This is a genomic window from Kitasatospora sp. NPDC051853 (assembly GCF_044452665.1).
Classification (GTDB): domain Bacteria; phylum Actinomycetota; class Actinomycetes; order Streptomycetales; family Streptomycetaceae; genus Kitasatospora.
Window position 1 is genome coordinate 221,218 of record NZ_JBITBY010000004.1, and the last position, 19,986, is coordinate 241,203.

18 protein-coding genes are annotated in these 19,986 nt (G+C 75.2%); 12 read left to right on the forward strand and 6 right to left on the reverse strand.

Annotation, left to right across the window (positions count from 1 at the left end; translation table 11 throughout):
* Positions 1–20: 20 nt before the first annotated feature.
* Positions 21–461, reverse strand: coding sequence for a MarR family winged helix-turn-helix transcriptional regulator (locus ACIA8O_RS13220; protein ID WP_396293796.1), 441 nt, complete (start codon positions 459–461; stop codon positions 21–23).
* Positions 462–528: 67 nt separating this feature from the next.
* Here ACIA8O_RS13220 and ACIA8O_RS13225 point away from each other — a divergent pair, with 67 nt between their 5' ends.
* Together ACIA8O_RS13225 and ACIA8O_RS13230 are read left to right on the forward strand one after the other, a co-directional pair.
* A complete protein-coding gene (locus ACIA8O_RS13225) occupies positions 529–1,587 on the forward strand; it encodes a hypothetical protein (protein ID WP_396293797.1) in 1,059 nt (352 codons plus the stop codon).
* A 50-nt stretch (positions 1,588–1,637) separates the two neighbouring features.
* On the forward strand, positions 1,638–1,940 hold the full coding sequence (locus tag ACIA8O_RS13230) for a putative quinol monooxygenase (protein WP_396293798.1): 303 nt from the start codon (positions 1,638–1,640) through the stop codon (positions 1,938–1,940).
* Between the two features lie 9 nt (positions 1,941–1,949).
* On the opposite strand, the gene ACIA8O_RS13235 is transcribed toward ACIA8O_RS13230, so the two are convergent.
* From ACIA8O_RS13235 to ACIA8O_RS13245, 3 genes are all read right to left on the reverse strand, one after another.
* On the reverse strand, positions 1,950–2,744 hold the full coding sequence (locus ACIA8O_RS13235) for a TIGR03943 family putative permease subunit (protein WP_396293799.1): 795 nt from the start codon (positions 2,742–2,744) through the stop codon (positions 1,950–1,952).
* 8 nt (positions 2,745–2,752) lie between these two features.
* Positions 2,753–3,769, reverse strand: a complete 1,017-nt coding sequence (locus ACIA8O_RS13240) for a permease (RefSeq protein WP_396293800.1) — start codon at positions 3,767–3,769, stop codon at positions 2,753–2,755.
* Positions 3,770–3,875: 106 nt separating this feature from the next.
* Positions 3,876–4,463 carry a GNAT family N-acetyltransferase gene (locus tag ACIA8O_RS13245; protein WP_396293801.1) on the reverse strand — a complete coding sequence of 196 codons (588 nt, stop codon included), beginning with the start codon at positions 4,461–4,463 and terminating at the stop codon, positions 3,876–3,878.
* 145 nt (positions 4,464–4,608) lie between these two features.
* On the opposite strand from ACIA8O_RS13245, the gene ACIA8O_RS13250 reads away from it, so the two are divergent.
* From ACIA8O_RS13250 to ACIA8O_RS13295, 10 genes are read left to right on the forward strand one after another with little or no spacing between them, the layout of a single operon-like run.
* Positions 4,609–5,877, forward strand: coding sequence for an ATP-grasp domain-containing protein (locus tag ACIA8O_RS13250; RefSeq protein WP_396293802.1), 1,269 nt, complete (start codon positions 4,609–4,611; stop codon positions 5,875–5,877).
* The gene (locus ACIA8O_RS13255) at positions 5,874–6,893 is read left to right on the forward strand and encodes a Rossmann-like domain-containing protein (RefSeq protein WP_396293803.1); all 1,020 of its coding nucleotides are present in this window, start codon (positions 5,874–5,876) and stop codon (positions 6,891–6,893) included. Before ACIA8O_RS13250 ends, ACIA8O_RS13255 begins: the two co-directional genes overlap by 4 nt.
* The gene (locus ACIA8O_RS13260) at positions 6,890–7,972 is read left to right on the forward strand and encodes a pyridoxal-phosphate dependent enzyme (protein WP_396293804.1); all 1,083 of its coding nucleotides are present in this window, start codon (positions 6,890–6,892) and stop codon (positions 7,970–7,972) included. Before ACIA8O_RS13255 ends, ACIA8O_RS13260 begins: the two co-directional genes overlap by 4 nt.
* Complete coding sequence (locus ACIA8O_RS13265; protein ID WP_396293805.1) at positions 7,969–9,039, forward strand: mandelate racemase/muconate lactonizing enzyme family protein; 1,071 nt, start codon at positions 7,969–7,971, stop codon at positions 9,037–9,039. The genes ACIA8O_RS13260 and ACIA8O_RS13265 overlap by 4 nt, the downstream gene beginning before the upstream one ends.
* Complete coding sequence (locus tag ACIA8O_RS13270) at positions 9,036–10,232, forward strand: MFS transporter (RefSeq protein ID WP_396293806.1); 1,197 nt, start codon at positions 9,036–9,038, stop codon at positions 10,230–10,232. Before ACIA8O_RS13265 ends, ACIA8O_RS13270 begins: the two co-directional genes overlap by 4 nt.
* Entirely contained in the window at positions 10,229–11,071 is an 843-nt protein-coding gene (locus ACIA8O_RS13275) for a class I SAM-dependent methyltransferase (protein ID WP_396293807.1), read from the forward strand. Before ACIA8O_RS13270 ends, ACIA8O_RS13275 begins: the two co-directional genes overlap by 4 nt.
* Positions 11,068–12,624, forward strand: a complete 1,557-nt coding sequence (locus ACIA8O_RS13280; protein WP_396294251.1) for an ABC transporter substrate-binding protein — start codon at positions 11,068–11,070, stop codon at positions 12,622–12,624. Before ACIA8O_RS13275 ends, ACIA8O_RS13280 begins: the two co-directional genes overlap by 4 nt.
* Positions 12,621–13,571: an ABC transporter permease gene (locus tag ACIA8O_RS13285; RefSeq protein ID WP_396293808.1), complete on the forward strand. Its 951-nt coding sequence runs from the start codon at positions 12,621–12,623 to the stop codon at positions 13,569–13,571. The genes ACIA8O_RS13280 and ACIA8O_RS13285 overlap by 4 nt, the downstream gene beginning before the upstream one ends.
* Positions 13,568–14,512, forward strand: a complete 945-nt coding sequence (locus ACIA8O_RS13290) for an ABC transporter permease (protein WP_396293809.1) — start codon at positions 13,568–13,570, stop codon at positions 14,510–14,512. Before ACIA8O_RS13285 ends, ACIA8O_RS13290 begins: the two co-directional genes overlap by 4 nt.
* On the forward strand, positions 14,509–15,975 hold the full coding sequence (locus tag ACIA8O_RS13295) for an ABC transporter ATP-binding protein (RefSeq protein WP_396293810.1): 1,467 nt from the start codon (positions 14,509–14,511) through the stop codon (positions 15,973–15,975). The genes ACIA8O_RS13290 and ACIA8O_RS13295 overlap by 4 nt, the downstream gene beginning before the upstream one ends.
* On the opposite strand, the gene ACIA8O_RS13300 is transcribed toward ACIA8O_RS13295, so the two are convergent.
* Both ACIA8O_RS13300 and ACIA8O_RS13305 read right to left on the reverse strand, forming a co-directional pair.
* Complete coding sequence (locus ACIA8O_RS13300; protein ID WP_396293811.1) at positions 15,952–16,644, reverse strand: leucyl/phenylalanyl-tRNA--protein transferase; 693 nt, start codon at positions 16,642–16,644, stop codon at positions 15,952–15,954. The genes ACIA8O_RS13295 and ACIA8O_RS13300 overlap by 24 nt on opposite strands.
* A gap of 4 nt (positions 16,645–16,648) precedes the next feature.
* Entirely contained in the window at positions 16,649–19,972 is a 3,324-nt protein-coding gene (locus tag ACIA8O_RS13305; protein WP_396293812.1) for an amino acid adenylation domain-containing protein, read from the reverse strand.
* Between the last annotated feature and the right edge of the window lie 14 nt (positions 19,973–19,986).

The following is a 19,986-nucleotide window of genomic DNA, read 5'->3' on the forward strand; positions in this document are numbered from 1 at the left end:
TCAGGGGCAAGCCCGCCCGGTCACTCCGCCTCGTTGTAGCGGGCCAGGTAGCCCGCCAGGCGGGTGAGGTCGGCGTCCTCCCAGTCGGTGAAGCGGGCCAGGAAGGCGAGCCGCCGCCGTTCGGTGGCCTCGCCGACGGCCTGCTCCCCGGCGGGGGTGAGTCGCAGCAGCTGCCCGCGGTGGTCCTCCGGGTCGGCCTCCCGGGCGATGAAGCCGAGCTTCTCCAGCGAGCCGACCTGGCGGCTGACGGTCGACTTGTCGAGCATGAAGTACGCGGCCAGGTCGGCGCCCCGGACCGGCCCGCGCTCGGCCATCAGGTCGAGCATGCTGAACGCCACCAGGCTGAGCTGCGGGTGCAGCTCGGCGGCCCGGCTGCGGGCCCGCCGGGCGAAGGCCGTCAGCTCGCGCTGGATGGTGTGGATCGCCTCGTCCCGGGCACGGCTCGCGGTCTCCTCGCTCATGGTTGTAGAGTACATCCATTCGCTTCAGTTGTACTTACCAACCATTCAGCTCGGAAGGTCGCACCCCATGGCCGCCGCCCCGCCCGCCCCCGGCACCAGGACCGTCCTGCGCCACGTCCTGACGCACCTGCTCACCCCGCTGCTGATGTGCCTCGGCATGGCCCTCGCCTACCAGGGCGCCTTCCACCAGCCGACCCCGCACCACCTCCCGGTGGCCGTCGTCGGCACCACCCCGCAGGCCCGGGCCCTGGCCGACGGGATCGCCGCCGAGGCGGGCCCCGCCCTGGAGGTCTCGGTGCTGCCCGACCGGGCCGCCGCCGAGCAGCGGCTGATGGACCGTGACCTGGTCGGCGCCTTCCTCCCGGACCGGGACCGTCCCCAACTCCTGGTCGCCACCGGCAACTCGGACACCTCCGCGATGGCCGCCGAGAAGGTCTTCCAGACCGTCACCCACGCCCAGGGCGTCCCGCTCACCCTCACCGAGCTCACCCCGATGGCGGCCGGCGACCCGACCAACCAGGGCATCTTCTTCCTGATGGTCGCCCTCAGCATCGGCTCCTACGGCTCCGTCGCCGTGATCGGCGCGGCGGGCGCGGCGCTGAGCATGCGCCTGCGCGCCCTGGTCGGCCTCGGCACCTCGCTGGCCGTCAGCCTGATCGGCGCCGTCACCGCCGGCCCGGTCTTCCACGTCGTCGACCACGACCTGGCGGCCGTCTGGGCGATCGGCTGGCTCTACTCGGCGGGCGTGGTGGCGATCGGCGCCGGCCTGCACACCTTCCTCAAGCGCTGGACCACGCTGGCCCTGATGGTGCTCTTCGTGATGCTCAACTTCACCAGCTCCGGCGGCATCTACCGCCCCGAGCTGCTGAACGGCTTCTTCGCCACCCTGCACTCCTTCTGGACCGGCGCCGGCTTCGTCGAGGGCGTCCGCTCCCTCCTCTACTTCGACGGCGGGGCCGGCTTCACCGGCCACCTCCTCACCCTCGCCGCCTGGTTCGCCCTCGGCCTGCTCGTCCTCCTCGCCGCCCACCTGCGCGAACGCCACCTGCGCGAACGCCACCTGGCCGCCCGGGCCCGCCGACCCGACCCCGCCGAGGAGGAGATGGCGGAGGCCGTCGCGGTCTGACATGCGGACGGCCCGGGTGGGTGGTGATCACCGGCACTAGGCTGCCGCGCATGTCGCAGCCCGTCAGACTCCTCATCCACATCACCACCCGCCCGGGCCACGGGCCGCAGCAGGTCGCCGCGTTCGAGCGCCTGGCCCCCGTGGTCCGCGCCGAGGAAGGGTGCCTCCAGTACGACCTGCACGCGGTCGAGGGCGACCCGGAGCGCTTCGTGCTGCTGGAGCTCTGGGCCTCCGAGGAGGCCCTCGCCGCCCACGACGCCACCCCGCACATGGTCGCGGCCGACGCGGCCAGTCCGGCCTTCCGGGCCGGCCCGGCCGAGGTGATCCGCCTGGCCGCCGCCCCGTCGGCCTGACCGGCCTCCTCAGGAGGCGAGTTCGGGCGCCCGGTCCGCGTACGGGTTCCTCGGCGTCGGCACCGCTGTCACGCTCAACACGTCCAGGTGCGGCACCGGCGAGCGCGCGTCCACCGCCCCGGCCCGCCACCGCCCGGTGACCTGCACCCAGCTGTCGGCCGCCGGGGCGTCGGCGGCCCCGTGCACCGCCACCCGGAGCGGACGGGCGTCCGCCGCACAGCAGTTGACGGTCAGCCGGTTGAGGTGCCAGTCCGCACCGCCGGCGCCCCGGCTGACGAAGCCGGTCAGCACCACCTGCCGCCCCTCCAGGCTGCCGGTGTCGTGCAGGCTGCGCCCGATGAACTCGCGCATCGACATCGGCGTCAACTGCCCGTTCCGCAGGGCCTGGTAGTCGGCCTGCTCGACGGCGGCCGCCGCCCCGTCCCGGGAGGCGGTGTACGAGCCGAGCGCGGGCGGCGCGAAGAACAGCAGCGCCAGGGCCGGTGCCCCGAGCAGGAAGGCCACCCGCGGTCCGGCGCCGTGCCCGTGTCCGTGCCCGTGCCCGTCCTCCTCGTCCTCCAGGTGGACGGCGTGCGGCTCGACGCGGTACGAACCGTCCGCCTCCCGGCGGTGGTTGAGCACCGGCTGCCGCAGCCAGGCCCGCCCCTCCCGGACCAGACCGACGGCACCGAGCAGCACCAGCACGGCCCCGGTGGCGACCACCATCGGCCGCAGCCCCTCCTTCACGTACCGCAGGTACACCTCGCTGCCCACGGTGATCCGCAGCAGGGCCCCGCCGAGCAGTACCAGCAGCGCGGGGTGCATCAGCCTCTTCACAGGACCACGGCTCCGATCAGGACGCTCACCAGCACGGCCACCACGAAGGTGGTGCCGGTGAAACGGACGGCGAAGGCCCGGCCGAAGGAGCCGGACTGCAGGGCGATCAGCTTGAGGTCGACCATCGGGCCGACCACCATGAAGGCCAGCCGGGCGGTCGGCGAGAAACCGGTGAGCGAGGCGGCCACGAAGGCGTCGGCCTCCGAGCAGACCGAGAGCAGCACGGCGAGCAGCGCCAGCAGCACCACACCGAGCCAGGGCGAATCGGTGAACAGCGCCAGCACCCCCGGCGGCACGGCCACGTTGAAGGTCGCGGCGGCCATCGCGCCGACCACCAGGAAGCCGCCCGCGTGCAGGAAGTCGTGCTGCATCCCGCGCCGGAACTCCTCCCAGCGCGAGCCCCCGTGGGTGTGCCCGCCGGGCAGCTTGGGTAGCCGCAGCCACTCCTCCCGCCCGAACCGGACCCAGAGCCAGCCCATCGTCACCGCGGTGGCCAGCGAGGCGGCCAGCCGGGCCGCGACCATCGCGGGCTGCCCGGGGAAGGCGATCGCGGTCGAGACCAGCACCACCGGGTTGACGGCCGGCGCGGCCAGCAGGAAGGTCAGCGCGGCCGCCGGGGTGACGCCCCGTCGGATCAGGCTCCCGGCGACGGGCACCGAGGCGCACTCGCAGCCGGGCAGCACCACGCCCGCCACCCCGGCCACCGGCACCGCGAGGGCCGGCCGCTTGGGCAGCGCCTTGGCGAACAGCGACGGCGGCACGAAGGCCCCGATCGCGGCCGAGATCACGGTGCCCAGCAGCAGGAACGGCATGCCCTGCACCACGATCGAGACCAGCAGCGTCCGCCAGGCCTGCACCACCTCGGCCTCGGCCAGTCCGAGCACCCCGGTGGCGGCCAGCACCACCGCGGCCAGGCCGAGCAGCGGCAGCGCGGCACCGCGCTGCCGCTGCTCGGTGAGTGGTTCGGCGGCCGCCGCCCGTGGTCGGTGGGCCGTCTGCTGTCCGGTCGTCAATGTCCGCCCCTTGCCGTCCAGGCTGCTCGTGGCAGCACGAGGGCCGCCCGGTCGTGGTCCGACCGGTCGGTGGCCGCTCACACTAGGGGATGACAACCATCTTCATCTAGATCTGGGCTCCTGCCAGCTTTCCCGTCCGTCCGGCGCTCCGGTGGAGCGGGATCTCGAAGTGCACGGTGGAGAAGCCGGGGCCGTGCTCCCCGGTGGCGCGGGCGTCGCAGACCTCCACCGCCAGGCTGCGCCAGAACGGCTCGGCTCCCGGGATGTCCACGTTGGTGTGCAGGTAGAGGTGCTGGTAGCCACCGTCGGATTCGGCGAACTCGACCGCCAGGTCCACCAGTTGGCGGGCCAGGCCGTGCCGCCGGTGCTCCGCCCGGACGTAGACCCGGACCAGCTGGGCGGTCAGTCCGGAGGGGTAGCGCTCGGCCAGCCAGGCCGGGTGCGGCGGGTGGGCCGGGCCGCGCGAGTGCAGCGCGGTGGTGCCGACCACCTCGCCGTCCCCGGTGGTGGCCACGAAGAGCGCGTGCCGGGGGTGGTCGAGGTAGGTCGGGCCCAGGTCGACCACGTCCTGGTGCCAGGCGGGGACGTAGCCGTAGCCGAACTCGCGGTAGAAGGTGTCGAGGATCAGCGCGCGGGCGCCGGGCAGGTCCTCGGGGCGCGCCGGCCGTACCTCGTACGGGTGTTGACGGGTCATCGGTCGCTCCTCGGTGGGCTCGGCGGGTGTGCGGGATCACAGCCTACATGGAAACGGTTTCCATGTAGCTGTATTGAAAATGAAAACGCGTGTCGAGTACGTTGCTGCCTCACACCGTCCTGTCGGGTGGAGGAGAGGAAGCCCCGTGGCACATCTGTTGGTGATCGAGAGCTGGGTCGGGTCGATGAGCAGGCTGCTGCCCAGGGCCATCGGGGAGGGCGGCCACCGGTTCACCTTCCTGACCAGGGACCTGCACCACTACCTGCGGGCCGCCCCCGGCGACACCGCCCACCCGCTGCTCGCCGCCGCCAACGTGCTGACCGCCGACACCAACGACCCGGCCGTCCTGCTGCCGTACGTCGAACGGCTGCACGGTGTGCTCGGCTTCGACGGGGTGGTCTCCTCCTGCGACTACTACCTGCCGACGGTCGCCCTGGTGGCCGAACGACTCGGCCTTCCGGGTCCCTCGGCGGCGGCCGTCGAGGCGGCCTGTCGTAAGGACCTGACCCGGGAGCGGCTGGCGGCGGCCGGAGTGCCCGGGCCCTGGTACGCGCTCTGCCGGGACCGGGTCGAGGCCGTCGCGGCGGCGGCCTCGGCCGGGTACCCGTTGGTGGTCAAGCCGGTCGACCTGTGCGCCGGGATGCTGGTCCGCAAGGTCGCCGACGAGGCGGAACTGCTGGCGGCCTACCGGGAGTTGGACGAGTTCCCGGCGAACGCGCGCGGGCAGCGGAGGGAGCCGGTGGTGCTGCTGGAGGAGCTGCTCGCCGGGCCCGAGGTGAGCGTCGAGACGGTCTCCCGGGGCGGCCGGACGGAGGTGGTCGGCGTCACCAGCAAGAGCATCGGCGGGGCGCCCGCCTTCATCGAGACCGGGCACCAGTTCCCGGCACCGCTGGACCCGGGCGACGCCGCCGCCGCCGTCTCGACGGCGGTCGCCGCGCTGGCCGCCCTCGGGCTCGACCAGGTGGTGGCCCACACCGAGGTCAAGCTCACCCCGCGCGGCCCCCGGGTGGTCGAGGTCAACCCCCGGCCGGCCGGGAACCGGATCACCGAGCTGGTCCGCCGGGTGTCCGGCATCGACCTGGCGGCCGCGGCGGTGGACGTCGCCCTCGGCCGCGAGCCCGACCTGACGGTCCGTCCGACCGGCGTGGCCAGCGCCGCCGTCACCTTCCTGCTCCCCGAGCGGGACGGCCTGCTGACGGCGGTCGACGGCGCGGACCAGGTCTCCCGTGACCCGGCCGTGGTCGAGCTCACCCTCGCCGACCCGGGCCGCCAGGTCCGCCGCGCCGTCAGCAACAACGAGTACCTCGGCCACCTGATGACCACCGACACCGACGGCCCCGGCGCCCTCGACACCGCCGAACGCCTGCTCGCCCGCCTGACCCCCTGTTACACCGAAGAGGCGGCCCGCGTATGACCCCCCACCGGAACACCACCCTGCTCCGTGACCACCCCCACCCGAGCCCCGCCCCCGAGCCCGCCGCCGGCCCGGCCCGCCCCGGCAGCGGGCCCTCGGAGAGGCTTCCCGACCCCCGTCCCACCGCGGTCGCCCCCGGCGTCGCGGAACCTCGGCCGGCCGACGACGCGCCCCGCGCCGCCGCGCCGGAACGGGCCGCAGGCGCGCCCTGCGCCGCCGACGGGGCCGTGGGGCGGCTGGTCGAGCGCGTGCTGGCCGGTGCCTACGGTCTCGACCCCGCCGCCGAGCGGGTCGCGGTGGCCTTCGCCACCAGTCAGGCGGTGCGGCACGACGGCCGCTCCGGCGGGTACCGGAACGAGGTGCTCAGCCTGCGGGTCGGCAAGGCCGTCGGGTCCTGTGCCGTCGAGCCCGGGCAGCTGCCCCCGCTGGAGGAGTACGTGGGCGCGACCGTGGCCGAGCTGCTGGCGCGGCCCGTCCCGCAGCCCGTGCGGATCGCCGCGCTGGACGCCTTCCTCGCCCTGGCCCGCCCGCACACCCCCGCCAACGGGGCCCGGGACGTCCCCGTCCCCGGCGGGAGTTCGATCGAGCGGTCCCGGGCCCGCGCCGCCGCCGTGGTGGGCCTGGTCCCCGCCACGGCTCGCCGGGTGCTGGTGGTCGGGGTGGTCAACTCCCTCCTGGAGTGCCTGCGCGAGCGCGGCACCGCCTACGCCCCCTGCGACCTCAAGGGCGGCCGCACCGAGTGGGGCGAGGAGGTCCACCGGGACGCCGTGGCCGAACTCGCCGACTGCGACGCGATGCTGGTCTCGGGCATGACCCTGGGCAACGGCAGCTTCGAGACCTTCGCCGCCCACGCCCGCCGCACCGCCACCCCCCTGGTGATGTTCGCCCAGACCGGCAGCGCCGTCCTGCCGCAGCTGCTGCACGAGGGCGTCACGGCGGTCAGCGCCGAGCCCTACCCGTTCTTCTGGCTGGACGGCAACCCGGGCACCATCCACCTGTACGGAGGTCCCCGTTGAGCACCGTGACCGCCGAGGCCACCACCGCCCGCCCCGAGCTGCTCGCCCTGCTCGGCCACACCCCGCTGGCCCGGATCACCGCCCCGCTGCCGCACGAACAACCGGGCTTCTACGCCAAGTTGGAGCACCTCGCGGCCGGCGGCATGAAGGCCCGCTCCGCCGTCGCGATGCTCCGCGGCGCCCACGCCCGCGGTGAACTCCGCTGCGGGGCACCGGTGGTGGAGTCCACCTCGGGGACCCTGGGGCTCGGGCTGGCCTTCGCCGGGCAGGCGCTCGGTCATCCGGTGATCCTGGTCGGGGACGCCGAACTGGAGCCCTCCATGCGGCGGTTGCTCCGCTCGCACGGGGCGGCCCTCGAACTGGTCGACCGCCCCGCCGAGCAGGGTGGCTGGCAGGCGGCCCGGCTGGCCCGGCTGCGCGAGGTGCTCGACGCCAACCCCGGTGCGTACTGGCCGGACCAGTACAACAACCCGGACAACGCGGCCGGTTACCTCTCGATGGCCCGCGAGCTGACCGACCAGCTCGACCACCTGGACGTGCTGGTGTGCAGCGTCGGGACCGGCGGCCACAGCGCGGGACTGGTGGAGCCGCTGCGCCGCCGCTGGCCCCGGCTGCGGGTGCTGGGGGTGGACTCGGTCGGCTCGGCCATCTTCGGCCAGCCGGCCCGGCCCCGGCTGATGCGCGGGCTGGGCAGCAGCATCCACCCGCGCAACGTCGCCTACCGGCACTTCGACGAGGTGCACTGGGTCGGCCCGGCCGAGGCGGTGGACGCCTGCCGCCGGCTGGCCCGGCACAGCTTCGTCAGCGGTGGCTGGTCGACCGGGGCGGTGGCCCTGGTGGCCGCCTGGGCGGCCCGGGTCCAGCCCGGCGCGGTGGTCGCCACCGTCTTCCCGGACGGACCGCACCGCTACCTGGGCACCGTCTACGACGACGACTGGTGCCGGGCCCGCGACCTGCCGGTGCCGGTCACCCGGCCGGTGGAGATCCCGCACCCGGGCGCCGTCGAGGTGTCCGGCTGGGCCCGCTGCCGCACCGTCGTCGACCCCTTGGCCCACGGCACACCGGAGGACCGGAAGTGAAGCTCGACATACGGGTGGTGCAGCTCACCCTGACCGAACCGCTGCGGATCTCCCGCTCGGTGATGGCCGCCCGCGACGCGGTCGAACTCGCCGTCCGCCACGGCGGGTTGAGCGGCTACGGGGAGGTGGTGGCCAGCGAGTACCTGAAACTGCCGACCGAGCGGATCCGCCGCGAGGTGGCGGAGCTGGACCTGGCCCGCTACCCGGACCCGGAGACCGCCCTGGTCGAACTCCAGCGCCAGGACACCCCCTTCAAGGAGCCGGCGCCCGGGGTGCTGGCCGGGGTGGAGTCCGCCCTGCTCGACCTGGTCGGCAAGCGCGCCGGTGCCCCCGTGCACCAGCTGCTGGGCACGCTCCGCCCGCCGATCGCCGCCACCGCCCGCACCATCGGCATCACCGACCCGGTCCGGGCCGCCGCCGAGGCGGCCAGGCTGGCGGTGGCCGGATTCCGGGTGATCAAGGTCAAGGCGGGTTCGCCCGATCCGGCCGAGGACCTGGCCCGGGTGGCCGCGGTGCGGATCGGCGCCCCCGACGCCGAGCTGCTGCTCGACCCCAACGGGGCCTGGACGGTGGGGACTTCACTGGACCTGATCCCGCGCTTCGCCGAGCTCGGCGTCACCGCCGTCGAACAGCCCACCGCTCCCGGCCACCCGGAGTGGCTGGCCGAGGTGGCCGCCTCCTCCCCGCTGCCGGTGATCGCCGACGAGGACGCCGCGACCGAGCAGGAGGCCGAACGGCTGGCCGGCCGGGTGCAGGGGGTCAACGTCAAGCTGGCCAAGTGCGGCGGGGTCTCCGCCGCGCTGCGGATCTGCGCGGCCCTGCACGGCACCGGCACCGACGTCATGCTCGGCTGCCTGACGGCCAGTTCGCTCGGCATCGCCCCCGCCGTGCACCTGGTGGACCGGGCCCGCTGGGTGGACCTGGACGGTCACCTGCTGCTCCGGTACGACCCCTGGCGCGGTATCGGCGGCACCGACGGCGTGGTCCGCGCCGCCGACCGGGCGGGCCTGGGCGTCCACCCGGCCGAGCCCGGGCAGCACCCCCGGCCGTCCGGCTCCGAGACGTGAGGACGCTGCGCGCCCTGCGCTCGTTCCCGCTCCCGGTCCGGCTGCTGCTGGTCAACCAACTGGGCGTCAACACCGGCTTCTACCTGCTGATCCCGTACCTCGCCACCCACCTCGGCGGGGACCTGGGGATGTCGGCGGTGGCCGTCGGCGTGGTGCTCGGGGTGCGCAACCTCAGCCAGCAGGGCCTGTTCATCCTGGGCGGTTCGGCGGCCGACCGGCTCGGCGCCCGGGGCGTGATCATCGCGGGCTGCGGCCTGCGCACCCTCGGGTTCGGCCTGTTCGCCCTCGGCGACGGCCTGCCGGTGCTGCTCGCCGCCTCGCTGCTCAGCGGGCTGGCCGGGGCGCTGTTCAACCCGGCCGTGCGGGCCTACCTGGCGCAGGAGTCGGGGGAGCGGCGGGCGGAGGCCTTCGCCCTGTTCAGCGTCTTCGCCAACACCGGCGCGCTGCTCGGCCCGGTGCTCGGCACCGTCCTGCTGCTGGTGGACTTCCGGGTCGCGGCGCTCACCGCCGCCGGGATCTTCGCCCTGCTGACGGTGGCCCAGGCCCTGGTGCTGCCCGCCCACACGGTGGAGCCGGCCGGTACGCGGGTGCTGGGCGACTGGCGGGAGGTGCTCACCGACCGGCCCTTCCTCGCCTTCTCGCTGGCGCTGGTCGGCCTCTACGCCCTGGAGAGCCAGCTCTACCTGCTGCTGCCGCAGGCGGCCAGGGAGACCACCGGCTGGGAGGGTGCGGTCGGCCTGCTCTTCCTGGTCAGCACGGTGGTCAACCTCGCCCTCCAGCTCCGGATCACCGCCCGGCTCCAGCAGTTCGGCGGCCGGGGGCGGTGGATAGCCTGCGGGATGCTGGTGGCCGGGCTGGGCTTCCTGCCCCCGCTGCTGCTGCCCGGGCCGGTACCCGTGCTGCTGGCCGTGGTGCTGCTGCGGATCGGCGTGATGATCTCCCAGCCCTTCGTGCTGGAGCTGATACCCGCCTTCGGCCGCGAACGGCTCACCGGCACCTACTACGGCGTCTTCTACCTGGTCTCCGGCCTGGCCGCCGCCCTGGGCAACGCGGCGGTCGGCTGGGCCATGGACACCTCGCACTGGGCGCCCTGGCTGCTCTGCGGTGCCCTCGGCCTGGCCTGCGCGGCCGCGGTGGCCCGCCGCCGCGACTCCCTCCCCGAACCCAACTCCCCCCTCGGAGCCCCGACATGACCACCGACACCGAAACCGCTGCTGGCGCCGTCGCCGGGACGGACGGCGGCAACCTGCTGACCGACACCCCCGAGCTGTACGAACTCCGCTTCCCCGACCCCGCCCACTTGGCCGCCCGCTGGGCCGAGTCCGTGCTCCGTGAGTACGGCGCCGGCCCCCGGGTGCTGGACCTCGGCTGCGGCACCGGCCGGGACGCCGCCTGGCTGCACCGCTCGGCGGGCCGCGAGGTGGTCGGCCTGGACAGCTCCCCGGCCATGGTCGAGCACGCCCGCGCCCACCACCCGGGCCCGGAGTACCTGCTCGGCGACATGCGCGAACCCGGCCTGGGGGAACGGCGGTTCGACGCCGTGCTCTGCCTGGACAGCGCCCTGCTCTACTGCCACACCAACGCCGACCTGGACGCCCTGCTCTCCGCCGTCCGCGCCCACCTCACCCCCGGCGGCCTGCTGGTGGCCGAGATGCGCAACGGCGCCTACTTCCTCGGCCGCACCGACCTGCTGGACACCGTCCGCACCGACGCCGTCGAGCACCAGGGCGTCCGCTACACCTCCAGCACCACCCTGCGGATCGACCACGGCGCCCAACTCCTGCGCCGCACCCGGGCCTGGAGCACCGACCTCGGCCCGATCACCGTCCAGCACTCCGCCTGGCGGCTGCTCTTCCCGCAGGAGCTGCGGTACCTGCTGGCCGCCCACGGCCTCGAGGTGCTCGCCCTCTACGACCGCCCCGGCCCGCGCACCGAACCGGCCTGGGCGGAGGGCGCCGCGCCCGCCGACAGTGCCGACTCCGACCGGATCCACCTGGTCGCCAGACTCGTCAACCGAACCGAAAGCAGCTGACCTTGACGCTCCGTCCGATACCCCGCCGCACCGTCCTGCTGGCCTCCGCCGCCACCCTGGGGGCGGCGGCCTGCTCCCGGGCCGCCGCGCCCACCGCCGCCGGGGCGGGGGGCGACCTCCCCCGCAGCGGTGGCCGCCTGCGCGCCGTCTTCGCCGGCGGCGGCACCAACGAGACCCTCGACCCGCACCTGGCCAACCTCTTCGTGGACGCCGCCCGGGCCAAGACGCTCTACGACAAGCTCGCCGACTCCGGTTCCGACCTGGCCGCCGTGCCCCGCCTGGCGGCCGGCTGGGAGCCGAACGCCACCCTGGACGTCTGGACGGTGCGGCTGCGCAAGGCGGCCTTCCACGACGGCCGCCCGGTCACCGCCGCCGACGTGCTGTACAGCTACCGGCGGATCGCCGACCCGAAGAAGGCGTTCCGGGCCCGGGCCTCCCTGGAGCCGATCGACCTGGCCGCCAGCCGGGCCGTCGACCCGGCCACCGTCGAGTTCCGGCTCAAGCGCCCGTACGCCGAATTCCCCAACGTGCTAGCCGCGTTCGGGGCCTACGTGATCCCCGAGGGCACCCAGGAGTTCACCGCGCCGGTCGGCTCCGGGCCGTTCCGCTTCGTCTCCTTCAAGCCCGGCGGCTCGCTGCTGGTCCGGCGCAACCCCGACTACTGGGAGGGCGCCCCGCACCTGGACGAGCTGGAGCTCCTGGTGGCCAACGAGGAGTCCGCCCGGATCGGCGCCCTGCTCGGCGGACAGGCCGACTACGCCCACGAGCTGCACCCCGCCACCGCCCGGGCCCACGAGGGCAGGGGCCGGATCGAGGTGGTCCGGCTGCGCAACTCCGCCATGCAGGGCTTCGTGATGAAGACCGACCGGCCGCCCTTCGACGACCCCCGGGTGCGCAAGGCCTTCTTCCTGCTCGCCGACCGCAAGGAGCTGGTCGACGGCGCCCTCTCCGGCGCCGGGGAGATCGGCAACGACCTCTTCGGCAAGGGCGCCCAGTACTACGCCGCCGAACTCCCGCAGCGCACCCAGGACCTGGACCGGGCCCGGGCCCTGCTCAAGGAGGCCGGGCAGGAGGGACTCAAGGTCACGCTGGACACCTCGCCGGTGGCGGCCGGCTTCGTCGAGGCCGCCGGGATCCTCAAGGAGCAGGCCGCCAAGGCCGGGGTCACCGTGGAGGTGAAGGTCGGCAACAAGGACACCTACTGGAAGGACGTGCTGGACGGCGGCGTCCTCGCCTCCTACCGCTCCGGCGCGATGCCGATCGAGGCGCACCTCTCCCAGCGCCTGCTCTCCGACTCCACCACCAACGCCACCCACTGGCGCCACCCGGACTTCGACGAGCTCTACCGCCAGGCCCAGTCCACCCGGGACGAGCCCGCCCGCGCCGCGCTCTACGGGCGGATGCAGCGCCGGCTGCACGAGGAGGGCGGCTTCCTGATCTGGGGCTTCGCCGACTGGATCGTGGCCACCGCCCCCAAGGTCCGCGGCGTCTCCCGCGAGGCCCCGGCCAACACCCTGGACTGGGCCCGGTTCGACCGGGTCTGGCTGGCATGAGCCCTTCCCCGGCCGGGAGTTGGCTGGTCCGCAGGCTGCTGCTCGGGGTGGTCCAGTCGGCGGCGGTGCTGGTCCTGGTCTTCCTGCTCACCGAGGCGCTGCCCGGCGACGCCGCCGTGGCCCTGGCCGGGGACAGCCCCGACCCGGAGCGGATCGCCCGGCTGCGCGAGGCGATGGGGCTGGACCACCCGCCGGTGGAACGCTTCCTGGACCGTCTCGGCGGACTGCTCCGCGGCGACCTCGGCCACTCCCTGGTCACCGGACGCCCGGTCGGCGACTACCTCGCCGACGGGCTCGGCACCACCCTGCTGCTGGCCGCCCTGGTGCTGCTGCCGCTGGTGCCGCTCGCCGTCTGGCTCGGCATGCTGGCCGCCCGCCGGGAGGGCGGCCCGCTGGACCGGCTGATCAGCTCCACCACCCTCGCGGTCTACGCCGCACCGGAGTTCGCCCTCGGAGTGCTGCTGGTCACCGTCCTCGCCCTCCACCTCGGCTGGCTCCCGCCCACCGCCGTGGGCGGCATCGGGGCCGACCCGGCGGTCCTGGTCCTCCCGGTGCTGGTGCTGCTGGCCCGGCCGGTCTGCTCGATCAGCCGCCTGGTCCGGGCCGGGATGATCGAGGCCCTGGCCCGCCCGTACGTCCGCCAGGCCCGGCGCTACGGCGTGCCCGAATGGCGGGTGCAGTGGCTGCACGCGCTCCCCAACTCCCTCGCCCCGGCCGCCCAGCAGCTGGCCCGCACCTGCGACTGGCTGCTCTGCGGCGTGGTGGTGGTCGAGTCGCTCTTCGTGCTGCCCGGCCTCGGCAGCGTTCTGCTGGACGCCGTCGCGGCCCGGGACGTCCCGGTGGTCCAGGGCCTGGCCGTGGTCTTCGCCCTGCTCGCGGTGGTCCTCAACCTGGCCGCCGACCTGGTGGCCCGCCGCTTCGCGCCCCGGTCGGAGGTGACGGCATGACACCGCACAGCACGGCGAAGGGCCCCGAGCGGCAGGACGCCGGCTTCCGCACCCTGCTCGGCCGTCGACTCCCCGTCATCGGCCGGCCCGCCCCCGGCGAGAGCCCGGCGGGCCGCCCGGCGCGCCGCCGCACGGGCCGGCCCCTGCCGCGCGCGGGCCGCTACCTGCTGGGCGCCGCGCTGGTGGCGGTGCCGCTGGCGCTGGCCGTGGCCGGCCCCTGGCTGGCCGGGGAGGCCGGGCCGCGCGGGGTGTCGTACGCGGCGTCGGGCCCCGGGCACTGGCTCGGCACCGACTTCACCGGCCGGGACGTGTGGCGCCAACTCCTGCTCGGCGGACGCTCGGTGGTGCTGGTCGCGCTCGCCGCCACCGCCCTGGTCTACGCCCTGGCCCTCCCCGTCGGCCTGACCGCCGCGCTCACCGGCCGGCGCTGGGCCGAGGAGCTGCTGATGCGGCCGCTGGACGTGCTGCTCGCGGTCCCCTCGCTGATCCTGGTGCTGCTGGTGGCCGCCGCGCTGGAGCCCGGCCCGGCCGGACTGGCCCTGTTGGTCGCCCTGGTCGCGGTGCCGGACGCCGCCCGGGTGGTGCACGCCGCCGCCCTGGAGGTGGCCGCCCGCCCCGTGGTCGAGGCGATGCGGATGCACCGGGAGTCCTGGCTGCGGATCGCCCTCGGCCACACCGTGCGCGAACTCCGCCGCACCCTGGCCGCCGACGCCGGCACCCGCCTGGTCGGCTCGCTCTACCTGGTGAGCACCGCCGCCTTCCTCGGCGTCGGCGTGGCCCCGGACGCCGCCGACTGGGCGGTCATGGTGGACCGCAACCGCCCGGGCATCGACCTCCAGCCCTGGGCCGTGGTGCTCCCCGCCGCCCTGATCGCCGCCCTCGCCATGGGCACCAACCTGCTGCTCGACGCAGCCCTGCACGGACGGGACGGACGACGGTGACCGAGCTCCTGGTGGTGGAGGCCCTGCGGATCGAGGTGGCGGGGCGGGTGCTGGTGGACGGCGTCGGCCTGACGGTCCGTCCGGGCCGGGTGACGGCCCTGCTCGGCGCCTCCGGCAGCGGCAAGACCACCACCGGCCTGGCCGTCCTCGGCGAACTCCCGCCCGGCGCCCGGCTCTCGGGCACGGTCCGCACCCCGCCCGGCCCGGTCGGCCACGTCCCGCAGCACCCGGCCACGGTGCTCAACCCGGCCCGCCGGATCGGCCCCCAGCTCCGCGAGCTCGGCAGCGCGGAGGCGGTCACCCGTGCCCTGGCCCGGGCCCGGGTCGAGCGGCCGCAGGAGCTGCTGCGACGCTTCCCGCACCAGCTCTCCGGCGGCCAGCAGCAGCGCGTGGTGCTGGCCCAGGCCCTGCTCTCCGGCACCCGCCTGCTGGTCGCCGACGAGCCCACCACCGGCCAGGACCCGGCCACCCGGGCCCGCCTGGTGGCGGAGCTGGCGGCCCTGGTGGGGGAGGGCCTCGGACTCCTGCTGCTCAGCCACGACCTGGACGCGGTCCGGCAGTTGGCCGACGAGGTGGTGGTGCTCAAGGACGGCCGCCCGGTCGAGTCCGGCCCCGCCGCCGACGTCCTCTCCCACCCCACCCACCCCTGGACCCGCCACCTCCTCGCCCCCGGCGACCCTGGCGGCCCTCGCGGCCCGAAGGGCCGTCAGGGGCGCGAGACTGTGACATGTGCGGCTCCGCCGCGTGGGCGCGAACCGGAAGCCCTTCACCTGATCCCCGGCAACGCACAGCCACTTGCAAGCGAGCGCCCGCACCACGTCCTCACCGTCGACCGCCTCACCGCCCACCACCCCAACGGCACCCGGGCCTTGACCGAGGTCTCCCTCACCCTCGCCCCCGGCGAGTGCCTGGCCCTCACCGGCCGCTCCGGCAGCGGCAAGACCACCCTCGGCCGCTGCCTGGCCGGCCTGCACGTCCACCACCGCGGCACCGTCCGCCTGGACGGCCACCCCCTCCCGCCGAGCCTCCGCTCCCGCACCGCCGCCCAGACCGCCGCCGTCCAGTACGTCCTCCAGGACGCCCGCGCCGCCTTCGACGACCACCGCCCCGTGCTCCACCAGGCGGCCCGCGCCGCCGTCCGCCTGCACGGCCGCTCCACCCGCGCGGCCCGCGCCGAGGCCGCCGAGGCCTTCACCGCCCTCGGTGTCCCCCTCGACGGCCGGGCCGCCACCCTCTCCGGGGGCGAACTCCAGCGGGCCGCTCTGGCCCGCGCCCTGCTCGCCCGCCCCCGGGTCCTGGTCTGCGACGAGATCACCTCCGGCCTGGACGCCCCGGGCCGGGCCCGCGTCCTCGGCCACCTGGCCGACCTCCGCCGCCGCACCGGCCTCGCGGTCGTCCTGATCACCCACGACCGCTCCCTCATCGGCACCGACCGCGAACTAGCCCTCCCCGACGGCCCGTAGCGGCCCCACCTCCGGCTCCCGCAGCAGCGCCAGGAAGGCGCTCCGGTCCATCCCCTCCGCCCCCAGCCGCCGCACGTGCGGCCCGTCCCACTGCACGTCCAGCACCCGTCCCCCGGCCTCCGCGAACCTCGCCCCCAGCCCGGCCACCGCTGCCCGCCCCGCCCCGGGGGAACGGTGGAACATCGAGTCCAGGCTCAGCACCGGCCCCACCCGCACCCCGTACACCCCGCCCACCAGCTCCCCGTCCTCCCAGACCTCCGCGCTCTCCGCCCACCCGCGCCGGTGCAGTTCCACCAGCGCGTCCGCCAACTCGTCCGTCAGCCACCGGGGTTCACGCCCCACCCGGCACTCCTCCAGGACCCGCCCGAAGGCCCGCCCCACCGTCAGCTCCCAGCTGCCCCGCTCCCGCAGCGCCCCGGCCGCCAGCACCGGCCGGGGGTCCGGCGACCACCAGGCCAGCGCGTACGGGTCGGCCCCGCCGACCACCACCGCCGGGCCGTCCTCCCAGCGCACCTCGTTGAAGGCCGTCACCGCCGGATCGCCCGCCGGGAAGGGGAAGAGCCCGGCCCGGTACGCCCCGAGCAGCGTCACCGGGTCCAGCGCCCCGCCGAAGGCCACCGGCCCGTCCGCCGGAGCCCCCTCCAGCTCCAACTCCTCCCACCAGGGCACCGGTTCACCCCGCCGTGGGGACGGTCGGCGGCGCCAGGTACCCGGTGCCGATCAGGTGCTTGAGGTAGCGGTCCAGCAGGGCGGAGTCCACCGGCGGGAAGACGATCCCGCTGCCGGCCAGCCCGGCCACCAGTTGCTCGCGCCCGAAGCGCGGGAAGGTGCGCCGGAAGTACATCTCGCTGACGGTCAGTTCGGGCCGCCCGGCGCAGCGGTCCACGAACAGCGGCAGGAACGGCGTGGCCGGGTGGGTCGGGTGCCCGGCGGCGTACTCGGCGTACCGGCTGACCCAGTCCCGGTAGGGGAGATCCTCCACCGGGTACCCGAAGGCCCGTAGCCGGGCGGCGAGTTCGCCGATCAGCGGATGCCCCGGGTCGGTGGTCAGGTGGTACGCCTGGCCGACGGCCTCCTGGTGGGTCGCCAGGTGGACCAGGGCGCGGGCGAAGCAGTCGGCGGGCAGGAAGTCCAGCGGCAGGTCGACGTCGGGGGCGCACCCCGCGTCGGCGAACAGCCGGATCAGCGCGCACATCTCGGTGCCGGGGTTCATCACCCCGGTGTCCTGGGCGCCGGTCACGTCGTTCAACCGGTGCACGGTGACCGGGAGTCCGGCCTCGGCCGCCTGCCGGAGCAGCTCCTCGGCCACCCACTTGGTCTCCGCGTAGCCGACCGAGAGGTGCTCGGGAAAGCCGAGCGGGGTGCGCTCGGTGACCTGCCGCACCCCGGCCGCCCCGTACCCGGCCAGCACCGACATGCTGGAGACGTGGTGCAGCGGGATCCCGCGCGACCAGCCGGCCAGCCGGACCAGCTCGCGCACCCCGGCCACGTTCGCGGCGCTCAACTCGCCGTACGGATAGACGAAGTTGACCCGGGCGCCGCAGTTGACCACCAGGTCCAGACTGTCGCCCAGGGCGCCGAACTCCCGCTCCGTCAGCCCGAGCAGCGGCTGCCCGAGGTCGCCGAGCACCGGTACCACCCGCCCGGCCTGCGGCCCGTTCAGCGGATCGCGCAGCAGGTGCCGCAGCCCGGCGGCCCGCAGCCGGGCCAGGGCGGACTGCGGGTCCTCGCCGCGCAGCAGGCAGTGCACCCGGGCGTCGGTGGTGGTCAGCAGCTCGTCCAGCAGGTGGATGCCGCAGAAGCCGGTGGCGCCGGTGAGCAGGACCTCGCGCGGGTGCCGCCAGTCGGGCGGCGGCCCGCCGGTCGTCCGGACCGGGACGCCGAGCGCCGCCTCGGCGGCGAAGTCGGTCGGCCGGTCGCCGGAGGTGAGCGTCCCGGCCCGGGCGGCCTGGGTGTTCCGGGTGAACGCGGCCAGTGTCGGCTCCTGGAGCAACGCCCGGGTGAGCGAGCGGAGTTGGCTGACGCCGATGCCGAACATGATCCGGGCCCGGGCCAGCATCTCGGTGGCCAGCAGCGAGTCGCCGCCGATCACGAAGAAGTCGTCCTCCGGGCCGACCTGCTCCAACTGGAGGATCCGGGACCAGAGTTCGGCCACCCCGGTGCCGAGCGGGGTGGCCCGGTCCGGCTCGGTGGCGGTCAGCGGCGGGGTGGAGAGCAGCAGGCCGCGGCGGTCCAGCTTCCCGTTGTGGTCCAGCGGCAGTTCGGCCAGCTCGGCCAGCCGGGGCGGGAGCATGTACCGGGGGAGCCGCTCGGCCAGGTGGGCGCGCAGCTCGGGTTCGGCCACCGGCGCCCGGGTGGTGTAGAAGGCGGCCAGCGCGCCGTCCTCGGGCACCGCCACCGCCCGGTCCACCGCCGGGTGGGCGGCCAGTGCGGCCTCCAGCTCGGCCGGGTCCACCCGGTAGCCGCGGATCTTCACCTGCCGGTCCAGCCGGCCCAGGTACTCCAACTCGCCGTCGGCCCGCCGCCGCCCCAGGTCCCCGGTGCGGTACATCCGGGCCCCGGGGGTGGCGGCGAACGGGTCGGGCAGGAACAGCTCGGCGGTCCGCCCCGGCTGGTGCCAGAAGCCGATCGCCACCCCCGCCCCGCCGATGTACAGCTCGCCGGTCCCGCCGTCCGGGACGGGCCGCAGCCGCTCGTCCAGCAGGTGCACGGTGGCGCCGGACACCGGGTGCCCGATCGGCACCGGGGCGTCCTCGGGCCCGTTCAGCACGGCGGGGGAGAGCTCGCAGAGCGTGGAGGTGATCGTGGTCTCGGTCAGGCCGTAGGCGTTCACCAGCCGCACTCCGGGCCGGAGCCGGAACCAGCGGCGGCAGTCCTCGGCCGCGACCGCCTCGCCGCCGACGATCATCAGCCGCAGCCCGAGGGGACGCAGGCCGTCCCGCTCGATGGCGTTCTGGTACTGGTGCCAGTACGCGGGCGTCAGGTCGGCCACCGTGATCCGGTGCGCGGCCAGCCGCCCCCAGAGCTCGCTCGGGGCGCAGCCCCGCCGGTCCGCCAGCACCACGGTGGCCCCGGCGGTGAGCGGTGCGAACAGCTGCTCCAGCGAGGTGTCGAAACCGAGCGCGGCGAGCTGGAACACCCGGTCCCCGGGCCCCAGCCCGTACGCCTCGACCAGCCCGGCCAGCACGGTGGCCAGTGAACGGTGACTGACCATCACCCCCTTCGGGGTGCCGCTGGAGCCGGAGGTGTAGATCAGGTACGCCGGGTCGTCCGGTGCGGGCGGCGGCAGTCCGGGAACGGCCGTCGGGGTCCGCTCCTCGGGGCCGTCCACCGCGAGGGTGTGCGGGGCCAGCCAGGTGTGCGCCGAGTCGGTGAGCACCAGGGCCGAGCCCGAGTCCTCGATCAGCCGGGCCAGCCGCTGCCGGGGCAGCCCCGGGTCCAGCGGCAGGAAGGCCGCCCCGGCGCGCAGCACGGCCAGCAGCGCGACCATCAGGTTCGGGCTCCGGTCATGACAGACCGTCACCAGCGGCTGCGCTCCGGGACCGCGGCCGGGCCCGTCGCCGTGCGCGTGGGCACGGGCGCGCAGCCGGGCGGCCAGCAGGTCGGCCCGGCGGTCCAACTCCCCGTAATCGAGCGACCCGTGTTCCGAAATCACCGCGGGATGGTCCGGCATTTCCCGCGCGCGGTCCGCGATGAGTTCCGGTACCGTACGCACGTCGGGCCCGGCCGGTGAATTCGGCCGGATATCCGTCCAGCTCGCGTCCACCCGGGCCGCGCACTCCTCCGGCGACCCGGCCGGGCCCACCTGCCGCCAACCCCGCGGGATCTCCGACGGAACGGGCCAGAGGGCGTGCTGCCCTTGGTCGTTGACCACCGTCACCCGCATTTCACGGTCTGTCACCTCGGCCCTCCCGGTGTGCTCCGGAGCCCCCCGGTGATCTGATTCCGAATATACGCCGCCGAATAACCCGTCAGGTATCCTGGTCGGGAATTCCATTCGCTCTCCGTGCC